The sequence below is a fragment of the Variovorax sp. CCNWLW235 genome, assembly GCF_037204085.1.
Taxonomy (GTDB): Bacteria; Pseudomonadota; Gammaproteobacteria; order Burkholderiales; family Burkholderiaceae_C; genus Variovorax.
The window spans coordinates 225861-244211 of sequence record NZ_JBBCBW010000003.1 but is presented as its reverse complement, the minus strand read 5'-3'; the positions used below and the strand labels follow the sequence as shown (position 1 = coordinate 244211).

Sequence of the window (18351 nt, the reverse complement as noted above, 5' to 3'; positions counted from 1 at the left end):
GCCCCGCCGGCCAGGGGCGAATCAGCCACCGTCGCTGCGCAAGACGGCCAGCCCCGCCTTGCGCAGCGACGCTAGCGCCGGGGCCGGCGCCTCCGGCGACACCAGCAGGCTGGTGGCGGCGGAAACCGGGTTGATCACCCAGGCCGAAGCAGCGCCGATTTTTTCCGAAGAGGCCAGCACCACCGTCTCGGCCGCCGCCGCCATCAGCGCGCGCTTGATCGCGGCCTCCTCGTCATCGCCGGTAGTCAGCCCGGCCTCGGCCTGTACGCCGGTCACGCCCATGAAGAAGGTGTCGGCATGGATGCGCGAGATGGCGTCCATGGCCGCGGCGCCCACCGCCACCATCGAATGCCTGAAAAGGCGCCCGCCAATCAGCACCACCTCAATGTCGGCGTGGCCGACCAGCTCAACCGCCACCGACGGGCTGTGCGTGACCACGGTGGCGCGCAGGCTCCTTGGCAAGTGCCGCGCCATCTGCACGGCTGTGGTGCCGCCGTCGATGAACACCACCTGCCCCGGCCGTACCAGCCGCGCGGCGGCGCGGCCGATGGCCACCTTCTCCGCGGTTGCCAGCTGCTGGCGGCCTGCGAAGTCGGCTTCGGCCCTGGCAAGCGGCAGCGCACCGCCATGCACGCGCTGCAGCAGGCCCTCGGCGGCAAGCTCGCGCAGGTCGCGGCGAATGGTGTCTTCAGACAGCGCGAGTTCCTCGCCGAGCGACTTCGCCACGACATTGCCGTCGCGCTGCAGGACCGAGAGGATGTGTTGCTTGCGCTGGCGGGTGAGCATCTTCCGATCGTATCCGGCCAAGCCGCAGATTGCACGAATTTTCTTGTTTTTGCACGAATCTGCGCATATGCTTTTGCACCATGACCCTTCAAGACCGCGTCCGGGTGCACGAAGCCACCCTGCTTTCCGACAACTGGTACACGCTGAAGACCACCGCGTTCGACTGGCGCCGCAACGACGGCAAGTGGCAGCGCATGCATCGCGAAACCTACGACCGCGGCAACGGCGCCACGCTGCTCCCCTACAACCGGGCCCGGCGCACGGTGCTGCTGACGCGGCAGTTCCGCTACCCCGCGTTCGTCAACGGCCACGACGACCTGCTCATCGAAGCGGCCGCCGGCCTGCTGGACAACGCGGCCCCCGAGGAGCGCATTCGCGCCGAGGTGGAAGAAGAACTGGGCTATCGGCTCGGCGCGGTGAAGAAGATCTTCGAAACCTTCATGAGCCCGGGCTCGGTGACCGAGAAGCTGCACTTCTTCATCGCCGAGTACGAGCCTTCGATGCGCGTGGGCGACGGCGGCGGCCTGGCCGACGAGGGCGAGGACATCGAGGTGCTCGAACTCGGCATCGACGAAGCGCTGGCCATGGTGGCGGACGGGCGCATTGCAGATGCCAAGACGGTCATGCTGCTGTACCACGCACAGCTGCATGTTTTTCCGCCGAGATAATCGGCCGATGGTTCTTCCTCGTCTCTCCTTCCTCCGGCCCGTCTGCGCGCTGTCCCTTGTCACCCTTTTCGCCTCCGGCGCCTACGCGCAGCAAGCCTTTCCGACCGAAGTAGAGACGGCCCTCGCGCGCGCCAAGGTGCCGCGCGACTCGGTAACCATGCTGGTGGCCGACGCCGAAGGCCTGCGCCCGCCGCGCTTGGCCTGGCGCTCGCAGGTGCCGGTGAACCCCGCATCGATCATGAAGGTGGTGACCACCTACGCGGCGCTCGACCTGCTCGGCCCGGCCTACAGCTGGAACACGCCGGTCTACGTCGACGGCACGGTGAGCAACGGCGTGCTCAACGGCAACCTCTACATCAAGGGCCAGGGCGACCCCAAGCTGGTGCTCGAGCGCGTGTGGCTGCTGCTGCGCCGCGTGCAGGGCCTGGGCATTACCACCGTGAGCGGCGACATCGTGCTGGACCGCAGCACTTTCGAGAACACGGCCGAGAACGACCCGGCCGCCTTCGACGGCGAGCCGCTGCGGCCCTACAACGCCTCGCCCGACGCGCTGCTGGTCAACTTCAAGTCGGTCAACATGACCTTCACGCCCGAGCGCGGCGGGCAGCTGGCGCGCATCAACTACGAGCCCCCGCTCGCCAGCGTGTCCATGCAGCCCACGATTGCACTCGCGCCCGGCGAATGCGGCGACTGGCGCGCGGCAATCCGGCCCGACTTCAGCGACCCGAACCGCATCCGGTTCAATGGCACCCTTCCGGCGGCCTGCGGCGAGAAAAGCTGGGCCGTGGCCTATGCCGACCCGCGCACCTACGGCCTGCGCGCCGTCGGCGGCATGTGGGCCGAGATGGGCGGCCGCGTCGGCGGGCAGATGCGCGACGGCCGGGTGCCGCCGGGCTTGAAGCCGGTGTTCGAGTTCGGCTCGCCGCCGCTGGCCGAGGTGATTCGCGACATCAACAAGTACAGCAACAACGTGATGGCGCAGCAGGTGTTCCTCACGCTCGGACTCACGCAAAAGAACCGCGGCACGTTCGAAGCTTCGCGCAATGCGCTGGGCCAGTGGTGGCGCGACCGCATCGGCACGGGCGAGGGGCAGCCGGTGTTCGACAACGGCTCGGGCCTGTCGCGCGAAGAGCGCATCAGCGCCGCGGCGCTCGGCAAGATGCTGCAGGTGGCGTGGCGTTCGCCGGTCATGCCCGAGCTGGTGTCGTCGCTGCCCGCCTCGGGTGTGGACGGCACGCTCAAGCGGCGCGCGCTGCGCTCGGGCGGCGCGGCGCACCTGAAGACCGGCACGCTGCGCGACTCGTCAGGCGTGGCCGGCTACGTGCATGGCGCGAGCGGGCGGCGCTACGTGCTGGTGGCCATTGCCAACGGCGAGAACGCGGGTGCGGCGCGCGCGGCGTTCGACGCGCTGGTCGACTGGGCTTACCAGGACAACTAGGCGCTCGGCCGCCCGCCCGGCCAGGGGCACCGTGTACTGAAAACTTCTGTAGGTAATAGCCGCTTGCGCGCGGCTGGGGCGCTGCACAGAATCGGACGCCCGTTCGATTCCACACCCGTGCAACACAGGAGATACGCCTTGAAGACACCCCAACAATCTTCCCGCCTCTCGATGCAAAGAAGGGCGGCATCGGCGGCGCTCGCCGGCGCCGCGCTGCTGTTGTTGGCGGCCTGTGGCGGGGGAGGCGGTGGTGGCGGAGGCGGCATCGGAATCGGCCTTCCTCCGCCCACGGCGGATACCGGCCGGGGGTCCGTGGTGACTGACCCGCCCGAGCAGGCGTCGAAGCTGACCGCCGACCAGTTCAGGTCGCTGCTCGAGGCCGATGCTTCGGGCAGGGCGCTGCTTCAGGTGACCGGCACGCCCAAGTGCGGCATCGAGACGCGCTATCTCGAATACCGCACCATCGGCGGCAAGAACGAAGCCACCAACGCCACGGCCGCGGTCATGGTGCCCTCGGGGGCGGACGTGGCCTGCAACGGCGCGCGGCCGGTGGTCCTGTATGCCCACGGCACCACCGCCGCGCGCAACTTCAACATGGCCAAGTGGACCGAAGCCGGCCAGCCCGCGGCCGGCGAGGGCCTTTTGGTTGCCGCCATGTTCGCGGCGCAGGGCTACCTCGTGGTGGCGCCCAACTACGCGGGCTACGACAAGTCGACGCTGCCCTATCACCCGTACCTGAATGGCGACCAGCAGGGCAAGGACATGGTCGATGCGCTCACCGCGGCGCGCAAGACCTTCTCGGGCATCAACGCGAATGATGCGGGCTCGCTGCTGATCACCGGCTATTCGCAGGGCGGCTATGTGGCCATGGCAGCGCACCGCGAGATGCAGGCCACGGGCAAGGCGGTGACGGCGTCGGCGCCGCTCTCGGCGCCATCGGCCATCGGGCTGCTGGCGGACTACACCTTCCAGGGCTGGCCGGCGCTGGGCAGCACGCTGTTCGTGCCGCTGCTCTCGGCCAGCTGGCAGCAGCAGTTCGGCGACGTCTACGGCAGCACCGGCGACATCTACGAATCGCAGTACGCCGCCGGCATCGACACCCTGTTGCCGAGCCTGACGCCCGTCACCACGCTTTTTGCCAATGGAAAGCTGCCGCAGCTGGCGCTCTTTCCGGCGGGCGCCACGCCGGGGCCGGTGAGCCCCGACCTGTCGATCTTCTATGGCGCCAACAACCTGATCCGCCAGAGCTACCTGACGCAGGCGGCCAGCGACATCCAGGCGAACCCCTGCCCCGGCAATGCGCTGCCTCCCACGGCGGCTTCACTCAGCACGACTTCGCCGCTCGATTGCAGGCCGGCCGTGGGCTTCAGAAAGGCGGCGCGCGCCAACGACCTGCGCAACTGGCTGCCGACCCGGCCGGTGCTCATGTGCGGCGGCGCCAACGATCCGACCGTTAACTTCCTGAGCACCCGCGCCACCGCCGGCTACTTCCGCGCCCGTGGCATGCCCGCCGCCGCGCTGACCGTGGTCGACCTGGAAGACACCGCCACCACCGACGCCTATTCCGCCGCGCGCGCCGGCTTTGCGCAGGCCAAGAGCACCCTGGCGCAGAACAGTCCGGGCAGTGACGCCGACAAGGCGCGGGCGGTCACCCTGGCCTATCACGGCACGCTGGCACCGCCGTTTTGCCTGGCCTCAGCGCGCGGCTTCTTCCAGGGCGTGCTGGCCGCCGGCGGCTAGCCCTTGGGGGTCAGCCCATGGATGCGCGTTGAAGGCGGTCGCGCACGCCTTCCCATTCGGGCGTGTCCGGCGGCGTCTCGACCCAGATCAGCTTGACGCCCTGCGCGTCGAACTCGCGCAGCACCGCGAACAGCTGGTGCGCGCTGGCCGCCGCGTCGTCGGGCATGCGCCGCTGCAGCACGCGTTGCGAATGGCTGCGCACTCCCGTGCGCGTCCACACCGCGATGTTCGCGGCGCCGGCGCCGAGCACGTCGAGCCCGGTCTGGATGGCCTTGGCGTCCATCAGCCGCAGCTTGGCGTTGGGGGCGTAGTGCGCCTCCAGCGTGCCCGGGGCGCGCGGATCGGGCGTTTCGAGCACCTCGCGGTCGCTCAGGCGCTCGCCCAGCGCGGCCTCGACCTGCGCTCGCGTGATCAGACCCGGCCGCAGCAGCACGGGCGCGCCGCGGCTGCAGTCGATGATGGTCGATTCGATGCCCACCTCGCAGGCGCCGCCGTCGACCACCGGCAGCGAATCGCCGAATTCGTCGAACACATGCTGCGCAGTGGTCGGGCTCACGCGGCCGAAACGGTTGGCGCTGGGCCCGGCAAGGCCGGGAACGCCCTGCTCGGCACAGGCTTCGAGCAGCGCCTGCGCCACCGGATGCGAGGGGCAGCGCAAACCGATGGTGTCCTGCCCGCCCGCCGCCGCAGCCGCGACGCCGGGCTGGCGCGTGACGATCAGCGTCAGCGGGCCGGGCCAGAAGGCCTGCACCAGCTTCTGCGCAAAGGGCGGAAGCGGCTGCGCAAAGCGCGACAGCGCCTCGGTGCCCTTGATGCCCGCCGCCACATGAACGATCAGCGGATGGTCCGAAGGCCTCCCCTTGGCCTTGAAGATGCCGGCCACCGCCATGTCGCTGGTGGCATCGGCGCCCAGGCCGTAGACGGTTTCGGTCGGGAACGCGACCAGCCCGCCCGCGCGCAGCACGCGCGCGGCCTCGGCAATGGCCTGGGGAGACTGGCCGTCGAGAATCATGCGAAGTCGGCCGCCGTGAGCGCCGGCAGGCCGAGCAGGGTGGCGGCCTGCGATGCCGCGGCGCGCACGCCTTCGAGCGTGGCGCCGGTGAAGGTGAGGTGGCCCATCTTGCGGCCACGGCGCGGTTCGACCTTGCCGTAGAGGTGCAGGTGTGCGCCGGGCAGCGCGAGCACGTCGCTCCAGCGCGGCGTCACCGGCTTGTCGCCGCCCTCGGCGGTGAACCACAGGTCGCCGAGCAGGTTCAGCATGACCGCCGGGCTGTGCTGGCGCGGCGGGGCCAGCGGCAGGCCTGCCAGGGTGCGCACCTGCAGTTCGAACTGCGACACGTCGCAGGCTTCCATGGTGTAGTGGCCGCTGTTGTGCGGCCGCGGCGCCATTTCGTTCACGACCAGCGAGCCGTCTGTCAGCACGAAGAACTCGACGCACAGCACGCCCACGTAGTTGAGCCCGGTGGCAATGCTCTTTGCCGAGTTGATGGCGGCCTGCGCCACGGTCTTGGGCATGTTCTGCGCATGCACCTCGGTCAAGGCCAGGATGCCGCCCCGGTGCAGGTTGCGCTGGGGCGGAAAGTGCACGATCTGCCCGTCACGGCCGCGCGCCACGATCACCGAGCATTCGAATTCGAGCGGCAACAGCTTTTCGAGCACGCACGGCACGCAGCCCGCGGCCTGCCAGGCGTCGATCAGCTCGGCCCGTGTGGACACGCGCTGCTGGCCCTTGCCGTCGTAGCCGAGGCGGGCGGTCTTGAGAATGCCGGGCAGCAGCCCGTCGTCACCGGCGGCCAGCTGCGCCGCCGTTTCGATGACGCCATACGGCGCACAAGCCACGCCGCAGCGCGTGAAATGGGCTTTTTCGGCGATGCGGTCCTGCGCGATAGCAATGGCCGCCGCGTCGGGTGCCACGGGCCGGGCGACCGACAACTTGTCGAGCGACGGCGCGGGCACGTTCTCGAACTCCGTCGTCACCGCATCGGCCAGGCCCGCGAGCCGTGCCAGGCCGTCCACGTCGGCGTAGTCGGTATGGATGTGGTGATGGCTCACGCGGCCGGCCGGGCTGTCGGCGTCGGGGTCGAGCACCGCCGTGAAGTAGCCCATGCGCTGGGCTGCGTGGGCGAACATGCGGCCCAGCTGGCCGCCGCCGAGCACGCCCAGCGTGGCGCCCGGAAGAATGGGAAGGTCGTTCTTGCTCACAGTGCACCCCCGCCTTGCGGCGAAAAAGGCGAGACCGCGCCCGCCTCCGTCGCGGGAGGCGGCGGCAGCGTCATGGCCTCGGCCGCAGCGGTTTGCGCGGTGCGGAAGGCGTCGAGCCGGGCGCGCAGCGCCGGGTCGTTCACCGCCAGCATCGCCACGGCGAACAGCGCGGCGTTGGCCGCTCCCGCATTGCCGATGGCAAAGGTTGCCACCGGAACGCCCTTGGGCATCTGCACGATGCTGTAGAGCGAATCGACCCCCTGCAGGTGGCGGCTGGCCACCGGCACGCCCAGCACCGGCACGGTGGTCTTGGAGGCCAGCATGCCCGGCAAGTGGGCCGCGCCGCCCGCGCCCGCGATGATGGCGGTGAGCCCGCGCCCGGCGGCGCTTTCGGCATACGCGAAGAGCGCATCGGGCATCCGGTGGGCCGAGACCACCTTCGCTTCGTGCTTGATTCCGAATTGCTGGAGAATCTCGACCGCGTTGCGCATCGTCTCCCAATCGGAGCTCGAGCCCATCACTACACCGACCTGAATGGTTTCGTTCATGGTTTCAATTTTACGTTTCACCCCCAGCTGGTTCCGATGATCGACATCACTCTCGAAAATTTTCAGGCCGAACTGATCGAAGGCTCGGTCGCCACGCCGGTGCTGCTGGACATCTGGGCCGAATGGTGCGGCCCGTGCAAACAGCTTGGCCCGGTGCTCGAAAAGCTCGAAACCGAGTACGCCGGTCGCTTCACGCTGGCCAAGCTCGACGCCGACAAGGTGCCGCAGATTTCGTCGCAGCTGTCCGAAATGTTCGGCGTGCGCAGCATTCCGTTCTGCGTGATGTTCAAGGACGGCCAGCCAGTCGACGGCTTCGTCGGCGCCATTCCGGCCGACAAGATCCGCGAATTCCTGGACAAGCACGTGCCCGGCGCCGAAGAGGTCGAGGCCGCCTCCGAGGAAGCCGCAGCCCAGGAAGCGCTGGCCGAGGGCGACACCGAAGGCGCCCTCGAGCGGCTGCAGCATGCGGTGGCCACCGACCCCGCCAACGACGATGCGCGCTTCGACTACATCAAGCTGCTGCTGCAGCAGGGCCGCATCGACGACGCCAAGGTGGCTTTTGCCCCGGTCATCGCCAAGACCACGCTGGTGCGCCGCTTCGATTCGCTCCAGCGCTGGATGGACGCCATCGATTTTGCGGCGCCGGCCTCCGGAGCCGCGCCTTCATTGGCCGATTTCGACGGCAAGATTGCCGCCGGCAAGCGCGACTTCGACGCCCGTTTCGGCCGCGCCCGCCTGCTGATGGCCGAGCAGCGCTGGACCGACGCGATGGACGAACTGCTCGAGATTTTGATGCGCGACAAGAGCTGGAACGAAGAACTCGCGCGCAAGACCTACATCGCGATCCTCGACCTGATCGAGCCGCCGAAGGTAAAGGTGGCCGACGGGCAGATTCCGCCGGACGATCCGGTGGTAGCCACCTACCGCCGCCGGCTCAGTAGCGTGGTGTTGAGCTGACCGCCGGTTGCGCATGGAAGTGCGCAACTGCATGAAAAGCGACCTTCGGGTCGCTTTTTTATTGTGCGGCGGGCCCGGGCGCCGTCGAATACGATTGGCGGCGATTCAACTTGTTGCAATTGAGAAGGAAAATCCGGCCATGCGTTTCCTCGCCCGCCACCGCGCCCGCCTTGCGCTTCCCGTTTTTGCGACCGTCATCCTCGGGGCCGCGCTGTCCGGTTGCGGTAGCGGCATCAGCCTGGACGAGCCGATCGAGGGGCCGGTGTGGCGCCTCGCGCAGCTGGGCAACGAGCCGGTGGCGCCCGGCGGCGACGCGCAAATCCAGTTCGACCGCAGCAGCGGCCGCGTCAGCGGATCGGGCGGCTGCAACCGTGTGTCGGGATCGTTCACGCGCAGCGGCAGCACGCTGCGCATCGGCCAGTTGGCCTCTACCCGCATGGCCTGCACGGACCCGGTGCGCGGCGCCAACGAAGCGCAGTTCATCTCGGCGCTGCAGACCACCGCCACCTATCGGCTGGCCGGCCCGGGACGGCTTGCGCTGCTCGACGCGAGCGGGCGGACGGTGGCGACCTTGAACTCGGCGAGCCGCTGAGGCGGCTGGAGCCAGCTACCCAGCGACCTCAGCCGGTGAGGCGCTCCAGTGCCTCGCGGTACTTGGCCGCGGTCTTCTCGATGACCTCGGCCGGCAGGCGGGGCGCCGGCGGCGTCTTGTCCCAGGGCTTGCCATTGATCTTGGTGGCTTCGAGCCAGTCGCGCACAAACTGCTTGTCGTAGCTCGGCGGGTTTGCGCCAGCGGCCAGCGCGGCTTGGTAGCCCTCGACCGGCCAGTAGCGCGAGCTGTCGGGCGTCAGCACTTCGTCCATCAGCACCAGCGTGCCGGCCTCGTCCAGGCCAAACTCGAACTTGGTGTCGGCAATGATCATTCCCTTGGTGAGAGCGATCTGCGCGGCGGTTTCGTAGATCTCCAGGCTGGTCTCGCGAATCTGCTGCGCCAGCTTGGGGCCGACGATCTCGACCACGCGGTCGTAGCTGATGTTCTCGTCGTGCTCGCCGGCGGCCGCCTTGGCGGCGGGCGTGAAGATCGGGCGCGGCAGCTTGCTCGCGTTGGTGAGCCCTTCGGGCAGCGGCACGCCGCATACGGAGCGGCTTTCCTGGTATTCCTTCCAGCCGCTGCCGGCCAGGTAGCCGCGCACCACGGCTTCGACCGGAATCGGCGTCAGGCGCTTGACCAGCATCGAGCGGCCGGTGACCTGCGGCACCTCATCGGCGGTGACCACGCTCTCGGGCGCTTCGCCCGTCAGGTGGTTGGGACACAACTGGCCGAGCCGGTCGAACCACCACAGCGCCATTTGCGTGAGGATTTCGCCCTTGCCGGGAATCGGCTCGCCCATGATCACGTCGAAGGCGCTGAGCCGGTCGCTCGCGACCATCAGGATGCGGTCTTCGCCGACGGCGTAGTTGTCGCGCACCTTGCCGCGCGCAAGCAGGGGCAGGCTCTGGATGGAGGAGGTGTGGACGGTGGTCATGGGGCGATGCTGTGCGGAAACGGGTGACGGGAAAAACGGATTGTGCGCGCAGAAAAAAGCCACCGCGAACGGTGGCCTGCGAATCGCGGAAAAAGTTTCTTCTTCAGACCACTTCTTGCGCGAGCTCGCCCTTGGCGTACTTGGCGGCAACCACTTGCAGCGTCTCGCCCTTGATCTTGGCGCCCTGGCCTTCGCAGCCGAACTCGATGTAGCGCTGCTTGCAGATCTGCTTGGCGGCTTCGCGCGCGGGCTTGAGCCATTCGCGGGCGTCGAACTTCTCGGGGTTCTCGGCCAGGAACTTGCGCACCGCGCCGGTCATGGCCAGGCGGATGTCGGTGTCGATGTTGATCTTGCGCACGCCGTGCTTGATGGCTTCCTGGATTTCCTTCACGGGCACGCCGTAGGTTTCCTTCATATTGCCGCCGTACTGGCGAATGATGGCCAGCAGCTCCTGCGGCACGCTCGACGAGCCGTGCATCACCAGGTGGGTGTTGGGAATGCGGCGGTGGATTTCCTTGATGCGATCGATCGCCAGGATGTCGCCGGTGGGCTCGCGCGTGAACTTGTAGGCGCCGTGGCTGGTGCCGATGGCAATGGCCAGTGCGTCGATCTGGGTGCGCTTGACGAAGTCGGCGGCCTGCTCGGGGTCGGTGAGCAGCTGCTCGCGCGTCATGGTGTCGTCGGTGCCGTGACCGTCTTCCTTGTCGCCCTTCATGGTCTCGAGCGAGCCCAGGCAGCCGAGTTCGCCTTCGACGGTCACGCCCAGGCGGTGGGCCATGTCCGACACCTTCTTGGTGACGTCCACGTTGTAGTCGTAGCTGGCAATGGTCTTGCCGTCGGCCTCGAGCGAGCCGTCCATCATCACCGAGCTGAAGCCCAGGTCGATGGCGCCCTTGCAGACGTCGGGGTTCTGGCCATGGTCCTGGTGCATCACCAGCGGAATGTTCGGGTATTGCTCGATCGCGGCCTGGATCAGGTGCTTGATGAAGGCTTCGCCGGCATATTTGCGGGCACCGGCGCTGGCTTGCAGGATGACGGGCGCGCCGGTTTCCTTGGCGGCCTCCATCACGGCCTGGACCTGTTCGAGGTTGTTGACGTTGAAAGCCGGAATGCCGTAGCCGTTGGCGGCTGCGTGGTCCAGCAGTTCGCGCATCGAGACGAGTGCCATGGGAAATACCTCGCGGAAATAGGGGGAAAAGAAGGCGGAAAGACAGGAGAAAACTGCCGCAATTCTATCGAGCCCCCTTGTGGGACGGCACTGACAGGTACCCCAAGGGAATGAGCCCGGCAATGGCGGGCGCCTCTAGATCGGCAATTGCGTGGTCGACAGCACCTGCTTGAGCACCACGAAAGTCCGGATCTGCCGCACCCCCGGCAAATACAGCAGCTGCTCCGCGTGCAAGCGATTGAAGCTGTCGTTGTCGCGCGTGCGCACGAGCATGAAGTAGTCGAACTCGCCCGTGACCACGTGGCATTCGAGGCAGCCGGACACCTTTTGCGCGGCTTTTTCGAAATCAGCAAAGGAGTCGGGCGTGGAGCGGTCGAGCACCACGCCGATCATCACCAGCATGCCGAGCTCGAGCGCGTCGGCATCAAGCAGCGCCACAATGCCCTTGATGAGCCCCGCGGCCTTGAGCCGCTCCACGCGGCGCAGGCAAGCCGGCGCGCTGAGGTTGACCTTGGCGGCCAGCGCCACGTTCGACACCGAGGCGTCGCGCTGCAGGGCGCGAAGGATGGCGCGATCGGTACGGTCCAGCTCCGCTGCAGACTCGGCCGCCTGTGCGGACGTCGGCGTGACACGCAACTTTGTTGTGCTCATCTCTTCCTTTGCAAACTTTAAGCCATCGATCTGGCGATCTTGTCTTTTTTTGGCTCGTATTTCCACCAAAGTTTGCAACCACGTTTCGGCAGCTTCTTTCTACGATCGATGTCATTCCTCCTTTCCATTTCCGCTGGAGCAGCATCGATGAACCTGAAGAAATTTCCCCGCCACGCACTCACCTTCGGCCCCACGCCGATTCACCCGCTCAAGCGCCTGAGCGCCCATCTGGGCGGCGAGGTCGAGCTCTATGCCAAGCGCGAGGACTGCAACAGCGGCCTGGCCTTCGGCGGCAACAAGACGCGCAAGCTCGAATACCTGATTCCCGAGGCGCTCGAGGGCGGCTACGACACGCTGGTGTCGATCGGCGGCATCCAATCGAACCAGACCCGGCAGGTGGCGGCCGTGGCCGCGCACCTGGGCCTGAAGTGCGTGCTGGTACAGGAGAACTGGGTCAACTACTCCGACGCGGTGTACGACCGGGTCGGCAACATCGAGATGTCACGCATCATGGGCGCCGACGTGCGGCTCGACGCCGCGGGCTTCGACATCGGCATCCGCAAGAGCTGGGAAGAGGCGATGAACGACGTGCGCAAGGGCGGCGGCAAGCCCTTTCCGATTCCGGCCGGCTGCTCGGAGCATCCGCGCGGCGGCCTGGGCTTCGTCGGGTTCGCTGAGGAGGTGCGGCAGCAGGAGGCCGAGTTGGGCTTCAAGTTCGACTACATCGTGACCTGCTCGGTCACGGGCAGCACGCAGGCCGGCATGGTGGTGGGCTTTGCGGCCGATGGCCGGGCCGACCGCGTGATCGGCATCGACGCCTCGGCCAAGCCGCAGCAGACCTTCGAGCAGATCGTGCGCATTGCCAAGGGCACGGCCGAACTGGTCGAGCTGGGCCGCGACATCACCGACAAGGACGTGGTGCTCGACCGCCGCTTCGGCGGACCCGAATACGGCCTGCCCAACGAAGGCACGCTGGAAGCGATTCGCCTCTGCGCACGGCTCGAAGGCATGCTGACCGACCCCGTGTACGAGGGCAAGTCGATGCACGGAATGATCGAGAAGGTGCGGCTGGGCGAATTTCCGGCGGGTTCGAAGGTGCTGTACGCGCACCTGGGCGGCGTGCCTGCGCTGAACGCTTACAGCTTCCTGTTCAGGAACGGCTAAGCGGGCTCAGCTGGCCCGGCAGATCTTGAGCATATTGGTGCCGCCCGGGGCGCCCATCGGCTCGCCGCAGGTAATCGCGTAAACGTCGCCGGTCTGCACGATGCCGCGCTTCTTCAGGTGGGCTTCGGCCTGCTCGAGCGCGGTGTCGCGGTCGCTTTCGGAGTCCATCAGCAGCGGGCGCACGTTGCGGTAGAGCGCCATGCGGCGCTGCGTGGCGAGGCGCGAGGTCAGCGCGTACATCGGAATGTGCGCGCGGTGGCGGCTCATCCACAGCGGCGTGGAGCCCGACTCGGTGAGCGCCACGATGGCCTTGGCGCCCAGGTGGTGCGCCGTGAACAGCGCGCCCATGGCAATGGACTGGTCGATGCGGCTGTAGGTCTTGCCGCTGAAGTCGGCGTCGAGCGTCTTGTCTTCGGCCGATTCGGCGGCTTCGCAGATGCGGCTCATCTCCTGCACGGTTTCGAGCGGGTAGCGGCCCGAGGCAGTTTCGGCAGAGAGCATCACCGCGTCGGTGCCGTCGAGCACGGCGTTGGCCACGTCGCTCACTTCGGCGCGCGTGGGCACGGGGTTGGTGATCATCGACTCCATCATCTGGGTCGCGGTGATGACCACCTTGTCCATGTCGCGCGCCATGCGGATCATTTTTTTCTGCAGCGCGGGCACAGCGGCGTTGCCGACTTCAACGGCCAGGTCGCCGCGCGCCACCATGATGCCGTCGCTCGCGCGGAGGATTTCTTCCAGCTTGGGAATGGCCTCGGCGCGCTCGATCTTGGCGATGAGCCCGGGCTTGTGCCCGTACTCGGCCGCCGCCACGTTGCACAGCTGGCGCGCCATTTCCATGTCGGTGGCGTTCTTTGGAAAGCTCACCGCCACGTAGTCGGCCTGGAAGCTCATCGCGGTCTTGATGTCTTCCATGTCCTTGGCGGTGAGCGCCGGCGCCGTGAGGCCGCCGCCCTGCTTGTTGATGCCCTTGTTGTTGGAGAGCTCGCCGCCCAGCTTGACGGTGGTGTGCACCGCCTCGCCGCGCACGGCGTCGACCGTGAGCACGATGAGGCCGTCGTTCAGCAGCAGCCTGTCGCCGGGACGCACGTCGCGCGGCAGGTCCTTGTAGTCGAGGCCGACGGCATCGGCGTCGCCCGGTTCGGTGCGCGAGGCGTCGAGCACGAACTTGGCGCCCGGTTCGAGCCAGACCTTGCCCTGCGCGAACTTGCCGACGCGGATCTTGGGGCCTTGCAGGTCGGCCATGATCGCCACTTCGCGGCCGATCTTGCGCGCGGCTTCGCGCACCATGGCGGCGCGGTCGATGTGGTCCTGCGCCGTGCCGTGGCTGAAATTGAGCCGCACCACGCTGACCTTGTTCAGGATCATCTGTTCCAGCAGCTCGGGCGTATTGGAAGCCGGGCCGAGCGTGGCGACGATCTTGGTGGCGTGGCGGGGAAGGCGATCCGTGATCATTGAGCTAGTCTCCATTTTGTATCCGCTACTGTATACACTTTGTGTGGCAACAGGAAGCGGGCACCGCGGCGCGGGCGCGAAAAATCAGCCGGCGGCACGCTTGGCAAGGATTTCGAAGGCCGGGAGGGTCTTGCCCTCGAGCACCTCGAGGAAGGCGCCGCCGCCGGTCGAGATGTAGCCGACCTGCTTTTCGATGCCGTACTTGGCAATGGCCGCGAGCGTGTCGCCGCCGCCGGCAATCGAGAAGGCGCTGCTTTCGGCGATGGCCTGCGCGATGGCCTTGGTGCCGCCCGCGAACGCGTCGAACTCGAACACGCCTACGGGGCCGTTCCAGACGATGGTGCCAGCTTCGCGCAGTTGCGCCGCGAGCTGGGCCGCCGTCTTGGGGCCGATGTCCAGGATCAGGTCGTCATCGGCCACGTCGTTCGCGTCTTTCACGGTGGCGGGCGCGTCGGCCGCAAAGGTCTTGGCGGTGACCACGTCCACCGGAATCGGCACGTCGGCGCCGCGTGCGCGCATGGATTCGATCACTTCCTTGGCCTGGTCGACAAGGTCGGGCTCGGCCAGCGACTTGCCGATCTTGAGGCCGGCCGCAAGCATGAAGGTGTTGGCGATGCCGCCGCCGACGATCAGCTGGTCGACGTTGGCCGACAGGCTCTTGAGGATGGTGAGCTTGGTGCTCACCTTGGAACCGGCCACGATGGCCACCAGCGGCCGCTTGGGCAGCGCCAGCGCCTTGGAAATGGCATCGAGCTCGGCCGCCAGCAGCGGGCCGGCCGCAGCCACCTTGGCGAACTGCGCGATGCCGTAGGTGGTGGCTTCGGCGCGGTGCGCGGTGCCGAAGGCGTCGTTCACGTAGATGTCGGTGAGCGCGGCCAGCTTGCGGGCGAGCGCTTCGTCGTTCTTCTTCTCGCCCTTGTTGACGCGGCAGTTCTCGAGCAGCACGACCTGGCCGGGCTTCACGTCGACGCCGTCGACCCAGTTGGCCACCACCGGAACCTCGCGGCCCAGCAGCTCGCCCAGGCGCTTGGCGACGGGGGCCAGCGAATCTTCGGGCTTGAACTCGCCTTCGGTCGGGCGGCCCAGGTGCGAGGTGACCATGACGGCGGCGCCGGCGTCGAGCGCCAGCTTGATGCAGGGCACCGAGGCGCGGATGCGCGTGTCTTCGGTGATGTTGCCTGCGTCGTCCTGCGGCACGTTGAGGTCGGCACGGATGAAGACGCGCTGGCCGGCGGCCTTGCCCTGCGCGCAGAGGTCGGTGAATCGAATGACGTTCATGGGTCTGTGTGTGGTGGAAGACAAGTCGCCTTGCATTGTAGGTTTCGCTCAGCGGTGGCTCTACACCGCCTCTTGCGGCTTTCCGATGCTTTTCGTCAACCCTTCGGCTGCGTCTTGGCGAAGCGTTCGAGGACTTCGACAAAGCTCGCGGCGGCAGGCGACAGCGCCCGCCGTGCGGCGCTGTAGATGCACACCTCGCGATGGAAGTCGGGCGACTCCAGCCGCACCATCTGCAGCCCGTGGGCCCGCACCAGCGGCGCGGAGTAGGTGGGGCACACGGTCAGCCCCAAGCCCGAGGCCACCATGCCGAGCGCGGTGGTCATGTACGACACCTCCTGCGTGCCGGGGCGCAGCATGTAGTCGCGCTCGGCCGGGGCCAGCTCGGGCAGCACGCGCTGGCGAAAGTCGCGCGTGGGGGCAATGAAGGTGTACGGCCCGAGTTCATGCCAACGCACCTTGCGACGCCTGGCGAAGGCGTGGTCCGGCGGGCAGATCAGCCAGTGCCTGTCGCGCAGCAGCGTACGGCGTTCGATGGCTGCATCGACGGCCACGTCCTGCCCTACCGCAAGCTCCACGTCGCCCGCCGCAACGCCGGCGAGCAGGTGTTCGGGCAGCGTGTCGGCAAGCCGAACGTCGACGTCGGGATAGGCCTCGCGATAAAGCGCGATCACCCGTGGCATCAGGGTGCAGGCCATGATCTGGGGTGCTGCAAGGCGCAACACTCCTTTCTTCTTGTCACGCAAATCCGTCACGCCGGCCACCGCGCTCGTCAGGTCGCCGAGCAGCCGGTGCACTGAGGGCAGGAACTCGCGTCCCGCTTCGGAAAGCTGCACGCGCCGGGTGTGGCGGTCGAGCAGCTTCACGCCCATCTCGCGCTCGAGTTCGCGCACCAGCACGCTGAGCGCCGATTGCGTGAGATGCAACTGCTGCGCCGCAGCAGTGAAGCCGCCCGTTTCGGCCACCGCAGCAAAGGCGCGCAATTGGCGCAGGGTCAGATTCATATGTCTATTTCATCAATCGATGAATTAATTTCGATTGCATCATAAGACGCGGCGTCGCCCAATAACGGCTCACCGGAGACAAGAAGCCATGCCGACCACCGCCCACACGGCGCCCCCACCCGCACCGCCAGTGCGCGGACTGCACCACTTTGCCTGGCGTTGCCGCGACAGCGAGGAGACCCGCTGCTTCTACGAAGACCTGCTGGGCCTGCCGCTCGCGCACGTGATCAAGAGCGACCACGTGCCGAGCACGGGCGAGTACTGCCCCTACGTGCACATCTTTTTCCAGATGCGCGACGGTTCGTACATCGCCTTCTTCGACCTGGGCGACGACGTGGCGGCGCAGCCCTCGCCCAACACGCCAGCGTGGGTGAACCACATCGCGCTGCGGGTGGATTCGGTGAGCGACCTGCTCGCCGCCAAGACGCGGCTGGAGAACGCCGGCGTTGAAGTGCTGGGCGTGACCGACCACCACATCATCGAATCGATCTACTTCTTCGACCCCAACGGCATTCGCGTGGAGCTGACCACGCCGACCGTGCCGCAGGCCGAGATGGAAGCGCATGCGCTGCGCGCTCGCGCGGACCTCGACGCGTGGACCGTGCGCAAGGCTGAACTTCGCACCGCGAGGGGCACTGCCAATGTCTGAGCTGCAACTCGCCGTCATCGATGTGAAGCCTGGTGCTGCGATGGAGAGCCAGTCGGGCCTGCAGATGCTGCGTCCCCGCATCTACGGCGCCTTTCGCGCGCCGCAAGGCCCGAAGAAGATTGCGGCCATCGTGATGCACCCGACCAGCAACTTCATGGGGCACTATCTCATTGGCCCGCTGGCTGAGCGCGGCATCTGCTGCATGGGGCTGAACTCGCGCTACGTGGGCAACGACACGGTGCTGCTGATGGAGCGCGCCATCCAGGACCTGGGGGCCGGCGTGCAGTACCTGCGCGCGGCCGGCTACGAGCAGGTGTTCCTGGTCGGCAACTCGGGCGGCGCTGCGCTTGCGAGCTTCTACCAGGCGCAGGCCGAGAAGCTCACGGCCACGCATTTTCCGGACGGCGACCCGACGCACCTGCACCCGAACGACCTGCCACCCGTGGACGGCCTTGCCCTGTGCGCAGCACACCTGGGCCGCACGCGATTGATGCGCGACTGGATCGACCCTTCGGTCACCGACGAGCATGACCCGCTGTCGGTGGACCCCGAACTCGACATGTACGACCCGCGCCACCGCGTGCCCTACGAACCCGAATTTCTCGCACGCTTCAGCGCGGCGCAAAAGGCGCGGCTGGACCGCATCGAGCAATGGTGCATCGACCGGCTCGCGCTGCTGCGCGGCACACCGGGCGCGCCGCGCGACCAGACCTTTGTCGTCTATCGCACGCATGCCGACCCGCGCTGCGTGGATCTTTCGCTCGATGCCAACGACCGGCTGCCGGGCAGCGTGTGGGGCGATGCGCGGCAGGTGAACTACTCGGCCAATGCTATGGGGCGCACCACCTCGCTCACGGCGTTTCTTTCGCAGTGGTCTTCGCGGTCGCAAGCCGACGGGCCCACCAACCTTGCGCGCACTTCCGTGCCCAAACTGCTGCTCACGTACACGGGCGACCAGTCGACCTTTCCGAGCACACGGGATGCGTGGATGGCTGCCGGCGGCGCGCGCATCCGCAATGTCGACATCGTCGGCGGCAACCACTATCTGGCGGGGCAGCCTGAACTGGTTCCGAAGGCGGCGGACGCGATCGCCGAATTTGCCCACGCGCTGTAGACCGGA

General features: G+C 67.4%; 18 protein-coding genes. 8 read left to right on the top strand and 10 right to left on the bottom strand.

Going from position 1 to position 18351, the window contains the following annotated elements:
• Nucleotides 1-21: 21 nt before the first annotated feature.
• Entirely contained in the window at nucleotides 22-786 is a 765-nt protein-coding gene (locus tag V9L21_RS05830) for a DeoR/GlpR family DNA-binding transcription regulator (RefSeq protein ID WP_337309944.1), read from the bottom strand.
• A gap of 80 nt (nucleotides 787-866) precedes the next feature.
• Here V9L21_RS05830 and V9L21_RS05825 point away from each other — a divergent pair, with 80 nt between their 5' ends.
• From V9L21_RS05825 to V9L21_RS05815, 3 genes are all read left to right on the top strand, one after another.
• Entirely contained in the window at nucleotides 867-1454 is a 588-nt protein-coding gene (locus V9L21_RS05825; RefSeq protein ID WP_337309942.1) for a GDP-mannose pyrophosphatase, read from the top strand.
• Between the two features lie 7 nt (nucleotides 1455-1461).
• On the top strand, nucleotides 1462-2892 hold the full coding sequence (gene dacB / locus V9L21_RS05820) for a D-alanyl-D-alanine carboxypeptidase/D-alanyl-D-alanine endopeptidase (RefSeq protein WP_337309940.1): 1431 nt from the start codon (nucleotides 1462-1464) through the stop codon (nucleotides 2890-2892).
• Between the two features lie 171 nt (nucleotides 2893-3063).
• Nucleotides 3064-4632, top strand: a complete 1569-nt coding sequence (locus V9L21_RS05815) for an alpha/beta hydrolase family protein (protein WP_337310093.1) — start codon at nucleotides 3064-3066, stop codon at nucleotides 4630-4632.
• Nucleotides 4633-4642: 10 nt separating this feature from the next.
• Here V9L21_RS05815 and V9L21_RS05810 read toward each other — a convergent pair whose 3' ends face one another.
• The 3 genes from V9L21_RS05810 to purE are packed head-to-tail and all read right to left on the bottom strand — an operon-like array spanning nucleotide 4643 to nucleotide 7382.
• On the bottom strand, nucleotides 4643-5644 hold the full coding sequence (locus V9L21_RS05810; RefSeq protein ID WP_157616346.1) for an L-threonylcarbamoyladenylate synthase: 1002 nt from the start codon (nucleotides 5642-5644) through the stop codon (nucleotides 4643-4645).
• The gene (locus tag V9L21_RS05805) at nucleotides 5641-6834 is read right to left on the bottom strand and encodes a 5-(carboxyamino)imidazole ribonucleotide synthase (RefSeq protein WP_337309938.1); all 1194 of its coding nucleotides are present in this window, start codon (nucleotides 6832-6834) and stop codon (nucleotides 5641-5643) included. Before V9L21_RS05805 ends, V9L21_RS05810 begins: the two co-directional genes overlap by 4 nt.
• Complete coding sequence (purE, locus tag V9L21_RS05800; RefSeq protein WP_337309937.1) at nucleotides 6831-7382, bottom strand: 5-(carboxyamino)imidazole ribonucleotide mutase; 552 nt, start codon at nucleotides 7380-7382, stop codon at nucleotides 6831-6833. The genes V9L21_RS05805 and purE overlap by 4 nt, the downstream gene beginning before the upstream one ends.
• A gap of 36 nt (nucleotides 7383-7418) precedes the next feature.
• On the opposite strand from purE, the gene V9L21_RS05795 reads away from it, so the two are divergent.
• Both V9L21_RS05795 and V9L21_RS05790 read left to right on the top strand, forming a co-directional pair.
• Nucleotides 7419-8339 (top strand): tetratricopeptide repeat protein, encoded by a 921-nt coding sequence (locus V9L21_RS05795; RefSeq protein ID WP_337309935.1) that lies wholly within the window; start codon nucleotides 7419-7421, stop codon nucleotides 8337-8339.
• A gap of 139 nt (nucleotides 8340-8478) precedes the next feature.
• A complete protein-coding gene (locus V9L21_RS05790; RefSeq protein ID WP_337309933.1) occupies nucleotides 8479-8931 on the top strand; it encodes an META domain-containing protein in 453 nt (150 codons plus the stop codon).
• A gap of 28 nt (nucleotides 8932-8959) precedes the next feature.
• On the opposite strand, the gene V9L21_RS05785 is transcribed toward V9L21_RS05790, so the two are convergent.
• The 3 genes from V9L21_RS05785 to V9L21_RS05775 all read right to left on the bottom strand — a co-directional run bounded on the left by V9L21_RS05785 (nucleotide 8960) and on the right by V9L21_RS05775 (nucleotide 11684).
• Nucleotides 8960-9865 (bottom strand): phosphoribosylaminoimidazolesuccinocarboxamide synthase, encoded by a 906-nt coding sequence (locus V9L21_RS05785; protein ID WP_337309931.1) that lies wholly within the window; start codon nucleotides 9863-9865, stop codon nucleotides 8960-8962.
• Between the two features lie 103 nt (nucleotides 9866-9968).
• Nucleotides 9969-11033 carry a class II fructose-bisphosphate aldolase gene (gene fba, locus V9L21_RS05780; RefSeq protein ID WP_337309930.1) on the bottom strand — a complete coding sequence of 355 codons (1065 nt, stop codon included), beginning with the start codon at nucleotides 11031-11033 and terminating at the stop codon, nucleotides 9969-9971.
• Nucleotides 11034-11168: 135 nt separating this feature from the next.
• Nucleotides 11169-11684: an Lrp/AsnC family transcriptional regulator gene (locus tag V9L21_RS05775; protein ID WP_337309928.1), complete on the bottom strand. Its 516-nt coding sequence runs from the start codon at nucleotides 11682-11684 to the stop codon at nucleotides 11169-11171.
• 147 nt (nucleotides 11685-11831) lie between these two features.
• On the opposite strand from V9L21_RS05775, the gene V9L21_RS05770 reads away from it, so the two are divergent.
• Complete coding sequence (locus tag V9L21_RS05770) at nucleotides 11832-12848, top strand: 1-aminocyclopropane-1-carboxylate deaminase (RefSeq protein WP_126748561.1); 1017 nt, start codon at nucleotides 11832-11834, stop codon at nucleotides 12846-12848.
• A 6-nt stretch (nucleotides 12849-12854) separates the two neighbouring features.
• On the opposite strand, the gene pyk is transcribed toward V9L21_RS05770, so the two are convergent.
• The 3 genes from pyk to V9L21_RS05755 all read right to left on the bottom strand — a co-directional run bounded on the left by pyk (nucleotide 12855) and on the right by V9L21_RS05755 (nucleotide 16582).
• Nucleotides 12855-14303: a pyruvate kinase gene (gene pyk, locus V9L21_RS05765; protein WP_157616358.1), complete on the bottom strand. Its 1449-nt coding sequence runs from the start codon at nucleotides 14301-14303 to the stop codon at nucleotides 12855-12857.
• Between the two features lie 84 nt (nucleotides 14304-14387).
• A complete protein-coding gene (locus tag V9L21_RS05760) occupies nucleotides 14388-15581 on the bottom strand; it encodes a phosphoglycerate kinase (RefSeq protein WP_337309923.1) in 1194 nt (397 codons plus the stop codon).
• Between the two features lie 95 nt (nucleotides 15582-15676).
• On the bottom strand, nucleotides 15677-16582 hold the full coding sequence (locus tag V9L21_RS05755; RefSeq protein WP_337309920.1) for a LysR family transcriptional regulator: 906 nt from the start codon (nucleotides 16580-16582) through the stop codon (nucleotides 15677-15679).
• An 88-nt stretch (nucleotides 16583-16670) separates the two neighbouring features.
• Between V9L21_RS05755 and V9L21_RS05750 the strand changes: the two genes are divergently transcribed.
• Both V9L21_RS05750 and V9L21_RS05745 read left to right on the top strand, forming a co-directional pair.
• Nucleotides 16671-17231: a VOC family protein gene (locus tag V9L21_RS05750; RefSeq protein ID WP_337309918.1), complete on the top strand. Its 561-nt coding sequence runs from the start codon at nucleotides 16671-16673 to the stop codon at nucleotides 17229-17231.
• Complete coding sequence (locus V9L21_RS05745) at nucleotides 17224-18345, top strand: alpha/beta hydrolase family protein (RefSeq protein ID WP_337309916.1); 1122 nt, start codon at nucleotides 17224-17226, stop codon at nucleotides 18343-18345. The genes V9L21_RS05750 and V9L21_RS05745 overlap by 8 nt, the downstream gene beginning before the upstream one ends.
• Nucleotides 18346-18351: the final 6 nt, after the last annotated feature.